The sequence below is a fragment of the Agromyces chromiiresistens genome (assembly GCF_029167465.1).
Taxonomy (GTDB): Bacteria; Actinomycetota; Actinomycetes; order Actinomycetales; family Microbacteriaceae; genus Agromyces; species Agromyces chromiiresistens.
Map to the genome: position 1 here is coordinate 330,257 of NZ_JARFNL010000002.1, position 17,013 is coordinate 347,269.

Annotated in this window: 12 protein-coding genes; 11 read left to right on the forward strand and 1 reads right to left on the reverse strand. The window is 71.0% G+C overall.

Annotated elements, in window-relative coordinates; all coding sequences use genetic code 11:
• The first annotated feature begins 3 nt into the window (after positions 1 to 3).
• Both PX701_RS05790 and PX701_RS05795 read left to right on the forward strand, forming a co-directional pair.
• Positions 4 to 2,883, forward strand: coding sequence for an MMPL family transporter (locus tag PX701_RS05790; RefSeq protein ID WP_275505743.1), 2,880 nt, complete (start codon positions 4 to 6; stop codon positions 2,881 to 2,883).
• Complete coding sequence (locus tag PX701_RS05795) at positions 2,880 to 4,985, forward strand: YhgE/Pip family protein (protein ID WP_275505744.1); 2,106 nt, start codon at positions 2,880 to 2,882, stop codon at positions 4,983 to 4,985. The genes PX701_RS05790 and PX701_RS05795 overlap by 4 nt, the downstream gene beginning before the upstream one ends.
• 103 nt (positions 4,986 to 5,088) lie before the next feature.
• On the opposite strand, the gene PX701_RS05800 is transcribed toward PX701_RS05795, so the two are convergent.
• Positions 5,089 to 5,487 (reverse strand): RidA family protein, encoded by a 399-nt coding sequence (locus PX701_RS05800; protein ID WP_231430647.1) that lies wholly within the window; start codon positions 5,485 to 5,487, stop codon positions 5,089 to 5,091.
• Positions 5,488 to 5,598: 111 nt separating this feature from the next.
• On the opposite strand from PX701_RS05800, the gene PX701_RS05805 reads away from it, so the two are divergent.
• The 9 genes from PX701_RS05805 (at position 5,599) to PX701_RS05845 (ending at position 16,831) form a co-directional block, all read left to right on the forward strand.
• A complete protein-coding gene (locus PX701_RS05805; protein ID WP_231430648.1) occupies positions 5,599 to 7,845 on the forward strand; it encodes a bifunctional alpha,alpha-trehalose-phosphate synthase (UDP-forming)/trehalose-phosphatase in 2,247 nt (748 codons plus the stop codon).
• Between the two features lie 9 nt (positions 7,846 to 7,854).
• Positions 7,855 to 9,549 (forward strand): dihydroxy-acid dehydratase, encoded by a 1,695-nt coding sequence (gene ilvD / locus PX701_RS05810; RefSeq protein ID WP_231430649.1) that lies wholly within the window; start codon positions 7,855 to 7,857, stop codon positions 9,547 to 9,549.
• Positions 9,550 to 9,594: 45 nt separating this feature from the next.
• Entirely contained in the window at positions 9,595 to 11,397 is a 1,803-nt protein-coding gene (locus tag PX701_RS05815; RefSeq protein ID WP_231430650.1) for an acetolactate synthase large subunit, read from the forward strand.
• 2 nt (positions 11,398 to 11,399) lie between these two features.
• Positions 11,400 to 11,909, forward strand: coding sequence for an acetolactate synthase small subunit (gene ilvN, locus PX701_RS05820; protein WP_231430651.1), 510 nt, complete (start codon positions 11,400 to 11,402; stop codon positions 11,907 to 11,909).
• Positions 11,910 to 11,976: 67 nt separating this feature from the next.
• Positions 11,977 to 13,005, forward strand: a complete 1,029-nt coding sequence (gene ilvC, locus PX701_RS05825; RefSeq protein ID WP_231430652.1) for a ketol-acid reductoisomerase — start codon at positions 11,977 to 11,979, stop codon at positions 13,003 to 13,005.
• A gap of 176 nt (positions 13,006 to 13,181) precedes the next feature.
• Positions 13,182 to 15,071 carry a 5'-nucleotidase C-terminal domain-containing protein gene (locus tag PX701_RS05830; RefSeq protein ID WP_275505745.1) on the forward strand — a complete coding sequence of 630 codons (1,890 nt, stop codon included), beginning with the start codon at positions 13,182 to 13,184 and terminating at the stop codon, positions 15,069 to 15,071.
• A gap of 134 nt (positions 15,072 to 15,205) precedes the next feature.
• Positions 15,206 to 15,958, forward strand: coding sequence for a copper homeostasis protein CutC (locus PX701_RS05835; RefSeq protein WP_275505746.1), 753 nt, complete (start codon positions 15,206 to 15,208; stop codon positions 15,956 to 15,958).
• Between the two features lie 43 nt (positions 15,959 to 16,001).
• Positions 16,002 to 16,475 (forward strand): DNA polymerase III subunit gamma/tau, encoded by a 474-nt coding sequence (locus tag PX701_RS05840; protein ID WP_275505747.1) that lies wholly within the window; start codon positions 16,002 to 16,004, stop codon positions 16,473 to 16,475.
• Positions 16,472 to 16,831 (forward strand): hypothetical protein, encoded by a 360-nt coding sequence (locus PX701_RS05845; RefSeq protein ID WP_231430656.1) that lies wholly within the window; start codon positions 16,472 to 16,474, stop codon positions 16,829 to 16,831. Before PX701_RS05840 ends, PX701_RS05845 begins: the two co-directional genes overlap by 4 nt.
• Positions 16,832 to 17,013: the final 182 nt, after the last annotated feature.

A 17,013-nucleotide genomic window follows, 5' to 3' on the forward strand; every position in this document is an offset into this window, starting at 1 on the left:
CCCATGGCTCTGCTCCTCCATCGCATCGGGCGATTCGCCTACCGCCGCGCCTGGCTCGTCATCGTCGCGTGGGTCGTCGCGCTCGGCGCCGTCCTCGGCACCGGCGTCGCGCTCGGCGGCCAGCTGCAGGACTCGTTCGCCATCCCCGGCACCGAGTCGCAGCAGGCGATCGACCAGCTCGCCGCCGTCTTCCCGCAGACCGCTGGGGCGTCGGCGAAGGCCGTCGTCGAGGCCCCGGAAGGGGAGTCGGTCGAATCGGCGCAGTACCAGGGCGCCATCGAGGACATGGAATCCGCCCTCGAGGACGTCGACGGCATCGCGAGCGTGCTCGGACCCTTCGACGAGTACGCGGGCGACCAGGTCTCGGGCGACGAGCGCACCGCGTACATCCAGATCACCTTCGACGGACAGGTCACCGACGTGACCCCCGAGACGCTCGACGAGGTCACCGCGACCGGCGACATCGGCACCGACGCGGGGCTCCAGGTCGCGTTCGGCGGCGACGTCTTCCAGGAGACGAGCTTCGGCCTCACGATCACCGAGGTGTTCGGCGTGCTGTTCGCCGCCGTCGTGCTGATCATCACCTTCGGGTCGCTGCTGGCCGCGGGGATGCCGCTGCTCACCGCACTCGTGGGCGTCGGCACCGCCGTCGGCGGCATCACGATCGTCGCGGCGTTCGCGACGGTCTCGTCGACCGCGCCCATGCTCGCCGTCATGATCGGGCTCGCGGTCGGCATCGACTACGCCCTGTTCATCCTCTCGCGGCACCGCAACCAGCTCGCCCGCGGACAGGACCCGGAGGAGAGCGCGGCCGAGGCCGTCGCGACCGCGGGCGGCGCCGTCGTCTTCGCCGGACTCACGGTGATCATCGCGCTCCTCGGACTCCTCGTCGTCGGCATCCCGTTCCTCAGCGTCATGGGCGTCGGCGCCGCGTTCGCCGTCTTCATCGCGGTGGCCGGTGCGGTCACGCTCCTGCCGGCGCTGCTCGGGGTCTTCGGGCGCAAGCTCACGCCGAAGCCCGGCAGCCGTGCGCACCGTCGGGCGAACGCCGCCGACGAGGGCGGCGAGCGCACGATGGGCCGCCGCTGGGTCGACCTCGTGCTCAAGGCGCCCGTCGTCTTCGTCGTCGCCGTGGTCGGCCTGCTCGGCCTGGCCGCGGTGCCGGCGCTCAGCCTGGACCTCAACCTGCCGAACGGCTCGGGCGAGGCCGGATCGACCCAGCGCGAGGCCTACGAGATGATCGACGACGGCTTCGGCCCCGGGTACAACGGCCCCCTCATCGTCACGGTCGACATCACGCAGACGACCGACATCTTCGACGACCTCGACGCGATCGGCGCCCGCATCGCCGAACTCGACGACGTCGCCTACGTCGGCGACGGCCTGCCGAACGAGACGGTCGACACGGCGATCATCCAGGTCATCCCCGAGTCGGCGCCCGACTCGCCCGAGACGAAGGAGCTCGTCGCCTCGATCCGCGACCTCGCCCCGTCGATCGAGCGGGACTACGGCACTCCGATCGCGGTGACCGGCTTCACCGCGGTCGCGATCGACATCTCGAACCGGCTCGCCGACGCCCTCGTGCCGTTCGCCCTCATCGTCGTCGGACTCTCGGTGGTGCTCCTGCTCATGGTGTTCCGCTCGGTGTTCGTGCCGATCAAGGCCGCACTCGGCTTCCTCCTGTCGGCGTTCGGCGCCATCGGCGCGACGGTCGCGATCTTCCAGTGGGGATGGTTCGCCGACCTGCTGCACGTCGAGCCCGGCCCGATCCTGAGCTTCCTCCCCATCCTGCTCATGGCCGTGCTGTTCGGCCTCGCGATGGACTACGAGGTGTTCCTCGTGTCGGGCATGCGCGAGGAGTTCGTGAAGACGAAGGAGCCGCGCACGTCGATCGTGCACGGGTTCCAGCACGCCGCACGCGTCGTCACGGCTGCCGCGCTCATCATGTTCTTCGTCTTCTTCGCGTTCGTGCCCGAGGGGTCCGGCGTCATCAAGGGCATCGCGTTCGCCCTCGCGATCGGCGTGGCCTTCGACGCCTTCCTCGTGCGCATGACCCTCGTGCCCGCCGCGATGGCGCTCGCCGGGACGTCGGCGTGGTGGCTGCCGAAGTGGCTCGCCCGCATCCTCCCCGACGTCGACATCGAGGGCGAGGGCCTGCGCGCCCACCTCGAGCAGGCCGAGTGGGCGGCGGCGCGACCGGCGGCCGTCAACCTCGACGAAGCGGTCTTCGGGCTGCCCGAGCGGCCGATCGGGCCGCTCGCGGTCGAGGTCCCGACCGGCGGCGTGCTCGTCGTGCGCGGCGAGGCCGTCGACCGCCGTGTCGTCGCCGCGTCGCTCGCGGGCCGGCTCGCACCGGTCTCGGGCCGGGTCGCGGTGCAGGGCACACCCCTGCCGACGGGCGCGGGGCGGGTCATGCGGCAGGTCGCCATGGCCGAGGTCGCCTCCGACGCTCCGACCGGCTCGACCGTCGGCGAGCTCATCGCCGCCCGCCTCGACGCGACCCGTCCGTGGTACCGGCTCGCCCCGTCGAGCTCGCTCGTCCGCGAGTGGGCCGACCGTGCCGCGACCGCGCTCGGCGTCGACCGGACCCGGCTCGGCGTCGACACCCCGCTGTCGGCGCTCGGTGCCGAAGCCCGCACCGTCGTCGCCGTGGCGGCGGCGCTCGCCGAGCGTCCCGGAGTCGTCGTCGTCGACATCGACGACGATCCGGGCGACGCGAGCGACGAGCTCTGGGCCGCGCTCGGCCGGCTCCTGCCCGCGCAGGTCACCCTCATCGTCGGGCTCGGTGACGGGTCGTGCACGCCCGACGCGGCGCCCGAGCTCGCAGCCCGAGGCATCCGATTCATCGAACCCGTTTCACGCTCCCTGGAGGCACAGCGATGAGCTCCCGACTCGCCCGCCTGTTCGGCTCGACCCCCGCCCAACGCCGCGTGCGCTACGGCGTGCTCGTCGCCGCCGTGATCGCCGTCCCCCTCGCCGTCACCGGGCTCGTCTCGGGCGCGCTCGGCGGCGCCGACGACAATCTCGAGCAGATCCCCGCCGTCGTCGTCAACAACGACGAGATGGTCACGATGACCCTGCCCGACGGCACCGAGCAGCCCGTGCTCGCCGGCCGCCAGCTCGTGACCGAGCTCACCGGGCCCGACACCGCAGGGTTCGAGTGGACGATCTCGAACGACGACGAGGCCGCCGACAAGCTCGCCTCGGGCGAGGCGTACGCCGTGCTCACCATCCCCTCCGACTTCTCGGAGTCGGTCACGTCGATCTCGGGGGAGTCGCCGACCCGTGCGAACCTCGACATCCGCACCGACGACGCGCACGGCTACCTCACCGGCTCGGTCGCCCAGTCGGTGGGCGACGCCATGTCGACCGCCTTCGGTCGCGAACTCACGACCCAGTACCTCGAGGGCTTCTACGGCAACCTCGCCACCATGGGAGGCTCGCTCGGCGACGCCGCCGACGGCGCGGCCCAGCTCTCGAGCGGCGCGGGCTCGCTCTCGAACGGCATCGGCCAGCTCGCCGACGGCGTCGCGCAGTCGGCCGCCGGTGCCTCGGATGCCGCGGACGGAGCATCGGCGTACGCCGGTGGGGTCGCCCAGTACACGCAGGGCGTCGACGGCATCGCGAGCGGCCTCTCGAGCTACTCGAGCGGTGTCGCCCAGTACACCCAGGGCGTCGACGGCATCGCGAGCGGGCTCTCACAGCTCGAGCAGAACACCGACCAGCTGGGCCAGCTCGGCGACGGCGTCGTGGCGTACACCGGGGGCGTCACGGCGCTCTCGGACAACTATGCCGCGCTCGAACCCGGCCTCCTCGCCCTGATCGACCAGACCATCTCGACCGCGACCGGCGGAGCCGCCGACTGCACTACGAAGCCGCTGCCGACAGAGCTCACCTCCCTCTGCGAGATGCGTGCGGGCGTCGTCGGCGTCGGCGACGGCGCCGAAACCCTCTCGACGGAAGGTGCACCGCTCGCCGCCGGCGGGGCCGGGCTGCCGGCGCTGCAGGAGGGCATCGGCGGGCTCTCCACCGGCGCCGCGAAGCTCTCGGCCGGCTCGGCCGGGCTTCGCGACGGCGCTGCGGGACTCGCATCGGGCGCGCAGCAGCTCTCGGCCGGATCCGCGGGGCTGAGCGACGGCGCGAACGGCCTCGCCTCGGGCATCGGCGAGCTCGCCGGCGGGCTCGGCCAGCTCGAGTCGGGCGCCGACGGCGCCGCCGACGGCGCCACGAAGCTCGCGACCGGCGCCGACTCCCTCGCCGACGGCCTCGCCTCGGGCGCGAAGGAGGCGCAGAAGCTCGGCGACATCGACGCGGCGAAGACCGCCGACGTCGTCGCAGAACCGGTGAGCGTCGACACGTCGCGCGAGAACGAGATCGCTTCGACGAGCGAGGTCATCGGCATGCTGTTCGTGCCGATCGGGCTCTGGCTCGGCGCGATGGCGCTCTTCCTCGTGTTCCGGCCGTTCGGCCGCGAAGCGCTGCGCAGCACGGCCTCGACCGGCGGGCTCGTCTGGCGCTCCCTCGCGCGCGCCGGGCTCATCGCGCTCGCGCAGGCGGTCGCCGTCGTGCTCCTGCTGCACGGCGCCTTGGGCGTCGCATGGAGCCTGCTGCCGCAGACCCTCGCGTTCTCGGCTCTGCTCGCGCTCGCCTTCACGGCGCTGCACGCGTTCTTCACGGCGTGGCTCGGCCGGGCCGGACTGCTCGTCTCGCTCGTGCTCGTCGCGCTGCAGTTGACGTCGACGGGCGGGCTCGTGCCGATCGAGGTGCTGAGCGGGCCGTACCAGGCGATCAGCCCGTTCCTGCCGCTCACGTGGGCGGTGCAGGGCATGCAGACGATCGTGTCGGGTGCGGGCGGGGGAGCCGTCGCGGGCGCGGCCGGCGTGATCGCGCTGTTCGGCGTGATCGGGGTCGTCGGCACCGCGATCGTGGTCGGCCGACGCCGAGGCATCCGCTCGATCGGATTCGCGGCCGCAGCGCTCGGCTGAGCGAACCCGCCGCCGGTCGAGTCGGCGCGCCGGGAGGGTATCGGGGCACCTGCGGTGGTGGTCTCGCTACGCTCCTTCGGGCGCTACTCGACCGGCGGTGGAATCAGGCGGGCAGCGCAGCGATCGCGCTCACCTCGATGAGCGCGCCCGGCACCCCGAGGCCCGCGACCGTCGCCGCGGTGACGAGGGGCGGCGCGCCGCCCGTGGCGAGGCGCGGCGCGATCGCGCCGTAGGCGGCGCGCAGATCGGCGCCGTCGGCGATGAGCACGGTCCACTGCACGACGTCGGCGAGCGACGCACCCGCCGCGGCGAGGGCGACGGCCGCATTGTCGATGGTGCGCACGGCCTGCTCGGCGATGTCGCCCGAGACGACCGAGCCCGTCTCGTCGACGCCGTTCTGGCCGCCGAGGTAGACGGTCGTCGCGCCGGCGGGAACGATCGCGACGTGGCTGAACGCCGGGCTCACGACGAGCCCGTCTGGCTGGAGGCGTTGGATGTCCATGACCCGATGCTGGCAGGAACCCCCGACATCGGGGTGCGCGTCGACCCGACCGTCCGGCGCATGCGGGGGCGCTGTTAGCCTGAGGACAGCGCGAGGAGGGACATCCGCTCTATGAACGCCCCCGAACCATCACGCGACGACCTGTACGTCGATGCCGCCTACGACATGATCGTGGTCTCGAACCGGTTGCCCGTCGACTACCAGGCGGGGCCCGACGGCGAGACGCAGTGGAAGAGCTCGCCCGGCGGGCTCGTCACCGCCCTCGAGCCGGTCATGCGCACCGCCGACGGCGCCTGGATCGGGTGGGCCGGCGTGGCCGACCGCGAGTTCGAGCCGTTCGAGCACGACGGCATCTCCATCATCCCGGTGCCGCTCAGCGAGTCGGAGCTCGAGGAGTACTACGAGGGGTTCTCGAACGACACGCTCTGGCCGCTCTACCACGACGTGATCGCGCCGCCGTCGTACCACCGCGAGTGGTGGGACGCGTACGTGCGCGTCAACCGGCGCTTCGCCGAGGCGGCCGCCAGGGCCGCGTCGCCGGGCGCCGTCGTCTGGGTGCAGGACTACCAGCTGCAGCTCGTGCCGCGCATGCTGCGCGAGAGCCGGCCCGACCTCGTGATCGGCTTCTTCAACCACATCCCGTTCCCGGCGTACGGCATCTACTCGCAGCTGCCGTGGCGCCGCCAGGTCGTCCACGGACTGCTCGGGGCCGACGTCATCGGCTTCCAGCGCGCTGCCGACGCCGGCAACTTCACGCGGGCGGTGCGGCGGCTCTTCGGCTTCGCGACGCGCGGCAGCGTCATCGACGTGCCCGATGACTCGGGCGAGGTGCGGCACGTCGTCGCCAGGCAGTTCCCCATCTCGATCGACTCGGCCGGCTTCGAGGAGATCGCCCGCCGGCCCGAGGTGCAGGCCCGGGCCCGCGAGATCCGCGCGAGCCTCGGCGATCCCGAGACGATCATGCTCGGGGTCGACCGGCTCGACTACACGAAGGGCATCCGGCATCGGCTGAAGGCGTTCGGCGAGCTGCTGCGCGACGGACGCCTCTCGGTGCAGCAGGCCACGCTCGTGCAGGTCGCGAGTCCGTCGCGCGAGCGCGTCGAGACGTACCGGCAGCTCCGCGACGAGATCGAGCTCATGGTGGGCCGCCTGAACGGCGACTACTCGACGCTCGGCCACCAGGCGATCGCGTACCTGCACCACGGCTACCCGCGCGAGGAGATGGTGGCGCTCTACCTCGCCGCCGACGTCATGCTCGTGACGGCGCTGCGCGACGGCATGAACCTCGTCGCGAAGGAGTACGTCGCGTGCCGATTCGACGAAGACGGGGTCCTGCTGCTCAGCGAGTTCACCGGCGCGAGCGATGAGCTGCGCCAGGCCGTGCTCGTCAACCCGCACGACATCGAGGGCGTGAAGGACGCGATGGTCGAGGCGGTGTCGATGCCCAAGCGGGAGCGCACGCGGCGCATGCGGGCGCTCCGACGGCGCGTCCGCGACAACGACGTCGCGAACTGGTCGGCCTCGTTCCTGAAGACCCTCACGGGGGCCGGCATCATCGCCCCGGGCGTGCCCGAGCCGCTCGAGGCGGCCGTCCGTCGCGTCGCCGGCGCCGAGCGGCTGCTCGTGGCACTCGACTTCGACGGCACCCTCGCGCCGCTCGTCGACCGTCCTGAAGACGCGAGGGCGACCGGACGCGCCCGCGCCGCCGTCGAGCGGCTCGCGGCGGCCGACGACACCCGTGTCGCGATCGTCTCGGGCCGTGCGCTCGAGAGCCTGCGCGAGGTCGCCGACCCGCCGCACGGCGCCCTGCTGAGCGGTTCGCACGGCGTCGAACTGCAGCTCGACGGGGGAGCGGTGACGATGGAGCTGCGCGACGGCGAGCTCGCCGATCTCGAGGAGCTCACCCGCATCCTCGACGAGATCGCCGCGGGCGATGCGGCGGCGTGGGTCGAGTGGAAGCCGGCGGGACTCGCGCTGCACACGCGCAAGGTGCCCGCGGCCACGGCCAGCGAGCTGCAGCGCGCCGCGCGCGAGCGGGTCGCCGCCGAGCTGCCCGACCTCACGATGCGGGCCGGCAAGGGGGTCATCGAGTTCTCGGTGCGGCCGAGCGACAAGGGCGAGGCGCTCATGCGGCTCCGCCAGCATGCGGGCGCGAGTGCGGTCGTCTACGTCGGCGACGACGTCACCGACGAAGACGCCTTCGCCACCCTCGAGGGCGATGACGTCGGGGTGAAGGTCGGCCAGGGGCGCTCGCTCGCGACGCACCGGGTGCGCAGCCCCGAGGATGTCGCGCTCCTGCTCGAGCGCCTCGCCGACGAGCGTGACATCTCGCGCGGGGCCCCATCGCGCTGGCCATAGACTCGATGCATGTCGGAGTTCGATCCCAAACCGCGTAGTCGTACCGTCACCGATGGCATCGAGGCCATGACGAGCCGGGGCATGCTCCGCGCCGTCGGCATGGGCGATGCCGACTGGGACAAGCCGCAGATCGGCATCGCGAGCTCGTGGAACGAGATCACCCCCTGCAACCTCTCGCTCGGCCGCCTCGCGCAGGCCGCGAAGGAGGGCGTGCACGGCGGCGGCGGCTACCCGCTGCAGTTCGGCACCGTCTCGGTCTCCGACGGCATCTCGATGGGGCACGAGGGCATGCACTTCTCGCTCGTCTCGCGCGAGGTCATCGCCGACTCGGTCGAGGTCGTCATGCAGGCCGAGCGCCTCGACGGCTCGGTGCTGCTCGCCGGCTGCGACAAGTCGATCCCCGGCATGCTCATGGCGGCCGCCCGCCTCGACCTCGCGAGCGTCTTCCTCTACGCCGGCTCGATCGCGCCCGGTTGGGTGCGCCTCTCCGACGGCACCGAGAAGGACATCACGATCATCGACTCGTTCGAGGCGGTCGGCGCGGTCAAGGCCGGCACCATGAGCGAGGCCGATGCGAAGCGCATCGAGTGCGCCTTCGCGCCCGGCGAGGGCGCCTGCGGCGGCATGTACACCGCGAACACGATGGCGTCGGTCGCCGAGGCGCTCGGGCTCTCGCTGCCCGGCTCCGCCTCGCCGGCGTCGGCCGACCGCCGCCGCGACTACTACGCGCACCGCTCCGGCGAGGCCGTCGTCAACCTCCTCAACAAGGGCATCACCGCCCGCCAGATCCTCACCAAGAAGGCCTTCGAGAACGCCATCGCCGTCGGCATGGCGCTCGGCGGCTCGACGAACATCGTGCTGCACCTGCTCGCGATCGCCCGCGAGGCCGAGGTCGACCTCACCCTCGACGACTTCAACCGCATCGGCTCGAAGGTGCCGCACATCGGCGACCTCAAGCCGTTCGGCAAGTACGTCATGAACGACGTCGACCGCCGCGGCGGCGTGCCCGTGCTCATGAAGGCGCTGCTCGACGCGGGCCTCCTGCACGGCGACGTGCTCACCGTCACCGGCAAGACCATGGCCGAGAACCTCGCCGAGCTCGACCTGCCGCCGCTCGACGGCGAGGTGCTGCACACCCTCGACGACCCGATCCACGAGACCGGCGGCCTCACCATCCTTCACGGTACGCTCGCGCCCGAGGGCGCGGTCGTGAAGACCGCCGGCTTCGACGCGGCCGTGTTCGAGGGCCCTGCGCGCGTGTTCGAGCGCGAGCGCGGCGCGATGGATGCGCTCACGAACGGCGAGATCAAGCACGGCGACGTCGTCGTGATCCGCTACGAGGGGCCGAAGGGCGGCCCCGGCATGCGCGAGATGCTCGCGATCACCGCGGCCATCAAGGGCGCAGGGCTCGGAAAAGATGTACTACTCTTGACGGACGGTCGATTCTCAGGCGGCACAACCGGCCTGTGCATCGGCCATCTGGCACCCGAAGCAGTCGACGCAGGTCCGATTGCTTTCGTGCGCGATGGTGATCTGATTCGGGTCGATATCGCAGCCCGGTCCATCGACCTACTTGTCGACGAGGCCGAGCTGGCTGCCCGCCGTGAGGGCTGGGCTCCGCTTCCTCCGCGCTACACCCGAGGCGTTCTCGCGAAGTACTCCAAGCTCGTGCGCTCCGCTGCCGAAGGCGCGACGACGGGCTGAGTGCTGCGCACCCTTCGCAATCACCGTCCACCAGATAGGAACCGCATGCCCACGGAATCGTCCCCCGTGCCGACGCCTGCGGCCGTGCCGTCCGCTGCACCCGTGGAGATCACGGGTGCCGAGGCGGTCGTCCGTTCGCTCGAACTGCTCGGCATCACCGACGTCTTCGGACTCCCGGGCGGGGCCATCCTGCCCGTCTACGACCCGCTCTTCGAGAGCAAGAAGCTCCGCCACATCCTCGTCCGTCACGAGCAGGGCGGCGGCCACGCCGCCCAGGGCTACGCGTCGTCGAGCGGCCGACTCGGCGTCACGATCGCCACGTCGGGGCCCGGCGCGACGAACCTCGTCACCGCCATCGCCGACGCGCACATGGACTCGGTGCCGCTGCTCGCGATCACCGGCCAGGTGTTCTCGACGCTCATGGGCACCGACGCCTTCCAGGAGGCCGACATCGTCGGCATCACGATGCCGATCACGAAGCACTCCTTCCTCGTGAAGAAGGCGGAGGACATCCCCGCCACGATCGCCGCGGCCGTGCACATCGCCACGACGGGCCGGCCCGGCCCCGTGCTCGTCGACATCACGAAGGACGCCCAGCAGGCGAAGTTCCCCTTCCGATGGCCGCCGAAGGTCGAACTGCCCGGCTACCGCCCGATCACGAAGGCGCACGGCAAGCAGGTCACCGCCGCAGCCCAGCTGATCGCGGCGGCCAGGCGCCCGGTGCTCTACGTCGGCGGCGGCGTCATCCGCGCCCGCGCCTCCGAAGAGCTGCTCGCGCTCGCCGAGACGACGAAGGCCCCGGTCGTCACGACGCTCATGGCCCGCGGCGCCTTCCCCGACTCGCACCCGCAGCACCTCGGCATGCCCGGCATGCACGGCACCGTGCCCGCGGTGCTCGCGCTGCAGGAGTCCGACCTCATCGTCGCCCTCGGTGCGCGCTTCGACGACCGGGTCACCGGCAAGGCCGCGCTGTTCGCCCCCGATGCGAAGGTCGTGCACGTCGACATCGACCCCGCCGAGATCTCCAAGATCCGCACGGCCGACGTGCCGATCGTGGGCGACCTGAAAGAGGTGCTCGTCGACCTCGGCGCCGCCTACCGCGACGCGATCCGCGCGACGACGCCCGACCTCGACGAGTGGTGGGCGACGCTCGACGGGCTCCGCAACGAGTACCCGCTCGGCTACTCCGAGCCGAGCGACGGACTGCTCGCCCCGCAGTACGTGATCGAGCGCATCGGCGAGCTCACCGGCCCCGAGGGCGTCTACGCCGCGGGCGTCGGCCAGCACCAGATGTGGGCGGCCCAGTTCATCAAGTACGAGCGCCCCAACTCGTGGCTCAACTCCGGCGGCGCCGGCACGATGGGCTACGCGGTGCCCGCGGCGATGGGAGCGAAGGTCGCGCAGCCCGACCGCGACGTCTGGGCGATCGACGGCGACGGCTGCTTCCAGATGACGAACCAGGAGCTCGCGACGTGCGCCCTGAACGACATCCCCATCAAGGTCGCGGTCATCAACAACTCCTCGCTCGGCATGGTGCGCCAGTGGCAGACCCTGTTCTACGACGGCCGGTACTCGAACACCGACCTCAACACGGGGCACGACACCGTTCGCATCCCCGACTTCGTGAAGCTCGCCGAGGCGTACGGCGCCCTCGGCATCCGCGTCACGAAGAAAGAGGAGGTCGACGACGCGATCAAGCTCGCCCTCGAGACGAACGACCGCCCGGTCGTGATCGACTTCGTCGTCTCCGCCGACGCGATGGTGTGGCCGATGGTGCCGCAGGGCGTGTCGAACAGCTACATCCAGTACGCCCGCGATCACGCGCCGGCCTTCAGCGAGGAGGACTGACCATGTCGACCCACGTGCTCTCACTCCTCGTCGAGGACAAGCCCGGCCTCCTGACCCGCGTCGCGGGCCTCTTCGCACGCCGCGGCTTCAACATCGAGTCGCTCGCGGTCGGCCACTCCGAGATCGACGGCCTCAGCCGCATCACGGTCGTCGTCGACGTCGAGGACCTGCCGCTCGAGCAGGTGACGAAGCAGCTCAACAAGCTCGTCAACGTCATCAAGATCGTCGAGCTCGACCCCGCCCAGTCGGTGCAGCGCGAGCACCTGCTGATCAAGGTGCGCGTCGACAACACGACCCGCTCGCAGGTGCTCGAGGCGGTCAACCTCTTCCGCGCCCGCGTCGTCGACGTCTCGACCGACGCACTCGTGATCGAGGTCACCGGCGACTCGGGCAAGACCCAGGCGCTGCTCAAGGTGCTCGAGCCCTACGGCATCAAGGAGATCGCCCAGTCGGGTCTCCTCGCGATCGGCCGTGGCGGCAAGAGCATCACCGAACGCGTCTTCAAGAACTGAGCGCGGATGCCGCGGCACGGCGCCGAGGCATCCGTCATGAACACCCACACCAAGGAGAAGAACAGCAATGGCTGAGATGTATTACGACCAGGACGCCGACCTCTCGATCGTCCAGGGCAAGAAGGTCGCCGTCATCGGCTACGGCTCGCAGGGCCACGCGCACGCGCAGAACCTGCGCGACTCGGGCGTCGAGGTCGTCATCGGCCTCAAGGAGGGCTCGAAGTCGATCCAGAAGGCCGAAGAGGCCGGCTTCGAGGTCAAGAGCGTCGCGGATGCCGCGGCGTGGGCCGACGTCGTCGTCATCCTCGCCCCCGACCAGTACCAGCGCCACATCTACGCGGAGTCGGTGCGCGACAACCTCGTCGAGGGCAACGCGCTCGTCTTCGGTCACGGCTTCAACATCCGCTTCGGCTACATCGAGGCGCCCGCGGGCGTCGACGTGATCCTCGTCGCGCCGAAGGCGCCCGGTCACACCGTGCGCCGCGAGTTCGTCGCCGGCCGAGGCATCCCCGACATCATCGCCGTCGAGCAGGACGCGACCGGCACCGCCTGGGAGCTCGCGAAGTCGTACGCCAAGGGCATCGGCGGCACCCGCGCCGGCGTCATCAAGACCACCTTCACCGAAGAGACCGAGACCGACCTGTTCGGCGAGCAGGCCGTGCTCTGCGGCGGCACCTCGCAGCTCGTGCAGTACGGCTTCGAGACCCTCGTCGAGGCCGGCTACCAGCCCGAGATCGCCTACTTCGAGGTGCTGCACGAGCTCAAGCTCATCGTCGACCTCATGTGGGAGGGCGGCATCGCCAAGCAGCGCTGGTCGGTCTCCGACACGGCGGAGTACGGCGACTACGTGTCGGGCCCCCGCGTCATCGACCCGTCGGTCAAGGAGAACATGAAGGCGGTGCTCGCCGACATCCAGGACGGCACCTTCGCGAAGCGCTTCATCGCCGACCAGGACAACGGGCAGAAGGAGTTCCTCGAGCTCCGCGCCAAGGGCGAGCAGCACCCGATCGAGACGACCGGCCGCGAGCTGCGCAAGCTCTTCGCGTGGAACTCGTCGGACGACGACGACTACGTCGACGGCGAGGTCGCTCGCTGACCCACCCCGCCGGTTGAGGAGCGCGCCGGGCGAAGCCCGACGCGTCTCGAAACCCACACGGCCCGTCCAGGAATTCCCTCCTGGACGGGCCGTTCGTCGCCGTGCGCGAATGAGCACGAGGAATTCAGCTGCAAACCCTTGCAGTGAGGCATCCCGACGTGGTCGGATTCGATGCCATGAGCGATCACTCGAATCACGAACCCGTCCCCCGCTGGTGCTCGTGCGCAGTTCCCGACGAAGAGGTCGGCCACGCGTCATCCGGTTTCACCCGACGAAACGTCCTGATCGGCGCCTCGGCCGCGACCGCCCTCGCCGCGGCCGGCTGGTCGGCCGCCCCGGCGACGGCGGCGACGAACGGCACGACGGCGAAGATCACGATCATGGGCACGTCCGACCTGCATGCGAACGTCGTCAACTGGGACTACTACAAGGACGCGGTGTACTACGACGGCAAGCCGGGTGTTCCGAGCAACGCGGTCGGGCTCTCTCGGGTGGCCAGCCTCGTGAAGCAGGTCCGCGCCGACCGGGGGCGCGGCAACACCTTGCTGTTCGACGCCGGCGACACCATCCAGGGCACCCCGCTCGGGTTCTACTACGCGACCGTCGATCCGATCACCGAATCGGGTGCGATGCACCCGGTGGCCGCGCAGATGAACGCCCTCGAGTACGACGCCGTCGCCCTCGGCAACCACGAGTTCAACTACGGCCTCGACTTCCTCGACAACTGGATCTCGCAGATGGACGCCCCGGTGCTCGCCGCGAACGCCGTCCACGCGGGCACGAAGGTTCCCCGGTACACGCCGTACACCATCACGTCGATGAAGGTCGCGAAGGGACACCCGCCCGTCAAGGTCGGCGTGCTCGGACTCACGAACCCCGGCGTGGTCATCTGGGACAAGGCGAACGTGTCGGGCAAGGTCGAGGTGCTCGACCTCGTCGAGACCGCCAAGCGCTGGGTTCCGGTGATGAAGGCCGAGGGCGCACACATCATCGTCGTGAGCGCCCACTCGGGTGAGAGCGGCCTGTCGACCTACGGGCCCGAACTGCCGATCGAGAACGCGGCGAAGCTCGTCGCCGAGCAGGTGCCGGACGTCGACGTGATCCTCTTCGGTCACGCGCACGCGGAGATTCCCGAGCGCCTCGTCACGAACCTCGTGACCGGCGCCGAGGTCATCATGAGCGAGCCCAAGAACTGGGGCCAGCGCCTCAGTGTCTTCGACCTCGATCTCACCTACGCGCGCGGCAAGTGGTCCGTCGCCGAGCACAAGGCGTACCTGCTCAACGCGAACACCGTCGTCGACGACCCCGAGTTCGTCGCGATCGTGCGCGACCAGCACGATGCCGTCGTCGACTACATGCACTCGAAGGTCGCGGTCTCGACCGAGGAGATGCTCGCTGCCGAGTCCTGCTGGAAGGACACCGCGATCCTCGACTACGTCAACAAGGTGCAGACCGAGACCGTCGCCGCGGCGGTCGCCGGCACGCCCGAGGCCTCCCTGCCCATCGTCTCGATCGCCGCGCCCTTCAACCGGGCCGCGAGCTTCCCGCAGGGCGATGTGACGATCAAGGACGTCGCGGGGCTCTACATCTACGACAACACGCTCATGGCCTCGATCCTCACGGGCGCGCAGATCAAGCAGTACCTCGAGTTCTCTGCCGAGTACTTCAAGGTCGTCGCGCCCGACGCCCCGATCGAGCCCGAGAAGTGGACGAACGCGGCGACCCCGAGGTCGGCGTTCACACCCGACTACAACTACGACCAGTTCTCGGGCGTCGAGTACACGATCGACATCTCGAAGCCGGTCGGCCAGCGCATCTCGCCGCTCATGTACGACGGTGCGGCGGTGACCGACGGCCAGCAGTTCCTCGTCGCCGTGAACAACTACCGCCAGTCGGGCGGTGGAGGATTCCCGCACATCGCGTCGGCACCGGTCGTCTACAACGCCCAGGTCGCCATCCGCGAGGCGATCGTCGCCTACGCCTCGGAGCAGGGCACGATCGACCCGGCCACCTTCCACACCGTGAACTGGAAGCTCGTTCGCAACGGGGTGCCGGTCTTCCCGTAACGGGTCGTGTCGGGCGCACGGCGGCCCGCTCCGAGGATGCCTCGGGGCGGGCCGCCGCCGTGCGGCCGCGGTGTCGAAGTCCGCGGAGACGGCGGCGACGTCGGAGCGCGGTGCCGCCCGCTACGCTGTCGAGAATGGTCGCCTTCCCGCTCCCCGTCGAGATCGCCGTTCAGGATGCCTCGGGCACGCGCATCGCGCTCGAGCACGGTGCCGCGCGCATCGAGCTCTGCCAGGCCCTCGGCCTCGGCGGCCTCACGCCGTCGATCGGACTCGTCGAGACGGCGGTCGGGCTCGCCGCCGAGGCGTCGGCACCCTCGTTCGTGCACGTGCTCGTGCGCCCGCGCGGCGGCGGATTCGTCTACGACGCCGACGAGCTCGACACGATCGAGCGCGACATCCGGGCCGTGGTCGCCGCCGGCGCCGACGGCGTGGTCGTCGGCGCGCTCACCGAGACGGGCGACCTCGACGTCGAGGCCGTGCGCCGGTTCATCGACGCCGCGGGGCAGGCCGACGTCACCGTGCACCGCGCCGTCGATGCCGCGAACGACCCCCGCGCCGCGGTCGCCGGTCTCGCTCGCCTCGGCGTGCGGCGGGTGCTCACCTCGGGCGGCGCGGCCGACTGCCGCACGGGCCTCGCGAATCTCGCAGCCATGGCCGAGGCGTCCGGCGTGCTCGAGATCATGGCGGGCGGCGGAGTGAGGCTCGACGACATCGCCGAGCTCGCCGCGGCGGGCGTCGATGCGGTGCACCTCTCGGCCCGCGGGCGGGCCGTACGCGGCGGCGCGAGCGGACCGGGCGGCGGGGTCGACGGATTCGACGAGACCGATGCGGCGCTCGTGGCCGCCGCCGTCGAGGCCGCCCGGCGCGGGGTGACCGCGGGCGCCTGACTCCCGCAAGCGGCCCGGGGAGCCGCGCCGCTAGGCTGGAGCCATGCGTCCCGACCCTGATTCCGACGACGACGCCCTGCGCTGGGACGGTGACGACGACCCGACCCTCGCTCCAGGCTGGAAGACCGTCGGCAAGGCGGTTCCGCTCGCTGATGCGGGAGCCGCGGAACCGGCCGACGACGGAGCGACCGACGAGGAGGCCGGCGGGTCGAGCGACGAGGATGCCCCGGCGCAGACGGGCTCGGCCGTGCTCATCGCCCTGGGCGTGCTCGGCGGGGTCTACCTGCTCTACACGATCGGCTGGCTCATCACCGCCGTGCGGACGTCGGCGCCCGGCACGAGCGTCGTGAGCGACGCCATGTACTCGCTCGGGCTCTGGCTCGCCGTGCTCGCTGCGCCCTGCTGGTTCGCGCTGGCACTGCGCGGCACGACGACCACGCGGTCGCGATTCCTCTGGCTCGTCGCGGGCGCCGTCGTGCTCGTCCCGCTGCCGTTCGTACTGGGGGTGACCGCATGACCGCCGAACCGCTCGCCCCCGAGGCGTCCGCCCCCTCGCGCCGCGTGCCGATGTGGCTCGATGTCGCGCTCGCGACGCTGTTCGGCCTCTTCTACGCGTACGACGTGTGGGAGGTCGTCGAGAGCGTCGTGCAGCTGCTCGGCATCGGGCTGACGTTCTCGCCGGCGGGCTGGGCGATCATGACCGTGGCGTTCCTCGCGCCGTTCGCGTGCTTCTTCGCCGCGTTCGCGCTCGGCCGGTCGCGCGGCGTGCTCCCTCGCGTCGCGCTGTACTTCACCGGACTCTGCGTCTCCGGCGCGCTGTTCCTCAGCTGCACGGTGCTGCTGGGACTCGTGCGCGGGGTCGTCGTCGGCTGACACCCGAGTCCGCGCACAGTTCGTCCGCGCTTTCACCCATTCCGGCCCGATCGACCGGTGTCGCGGGCCGTCACAGAACGAGATGCGGCGTCATGCTCCAGTAGGGTTGTCGGGGTAACGGCGCCCCCACTGGCGTAGGCGCACCCCCCTTTGCGCGCTTCGTCGCGCACCGCCCCGAAGGA

Coding starts and splice junctions, on each gene's coding strand:
- ilvN (WP_231430651.1), top strand. CDS start 11,400: ATGTCGACCCACGTGCTCTCACTCCTCGTCGAGGACAAGCCCGGCCTC.
- PX701_RS05835 (WP_275505746.1), top strand. CDS start 15,206: ATGGTCGCCTTCCCGCTCCCCGTCGAGATCGCCGTTCAGGATGCCTCG.
- PX701_RS05815 (WP_231430650.1), top strand. CDS start 9,595: ATGCCCACGGAATCGTCCCCCGTGCCGACGCCTGCGGCCGTGCCGTCC.
- PX701_RS05790 (WP_275505743.1), top strand. CDS start 4: ATGGCTCTGCTCCTCCATCGCATCGGGCGATTCGCCTACCGCCGCGCC.
- PX701_RS05800 (WP_231430647.1), bottom strand. CDS start 5,487: ATGGACATCCAACGCCTCCAGCCAGACGGGCTCGTCGTGAGCCCGGCG.
- PX701_RS05830 (WP_275505745.1), top strand. CDS start 13,182: ATGAGCGATCACTCGAATCACGAACCCGTCCCCCGCTGGTGCTCGTGC.
- PX701_RS05795 (WP_275505744.1), top strand. CDS start 2,880: ATGAGCTCCCGACTCGCCCGCCTGTTCGGCTCGACCCCCGCCCAACGC.
- PX701_RS05805 (WP_231430648.1), top strand. CDS start 5,599: ATGAACGCCCCCGAACCATCACGCGACGACCTGTACGTCGATGCCGCC.
- PX701_RS05840 (WP_275505747.1), top strand. CDS start 16,002: ATGCGTCCCGACCCTGATTCCGACGACGACGCCCTGCGCTGGGACGGT.
- ilvC (WP_231430652.1), top strand. CDS start 11,977: ATGGCTGAGATGTATTACGACCAGGACGCCGACCTCTCGATCGTCCAG.
- PX701_RS05845 (WP_231430656.1), top strand. CDS start 16,472: ATGACCGCCGAACCGCTCGCCCCCGAGGCGTCCGCCCCCTCGCGCCGC.
- ilvD (WP_231430649.1), top strand. CDS start 7,855: ATGTCGGAGTTCGATCCCAAACCGCGTAGTCGTACCGTCACCGATGGC.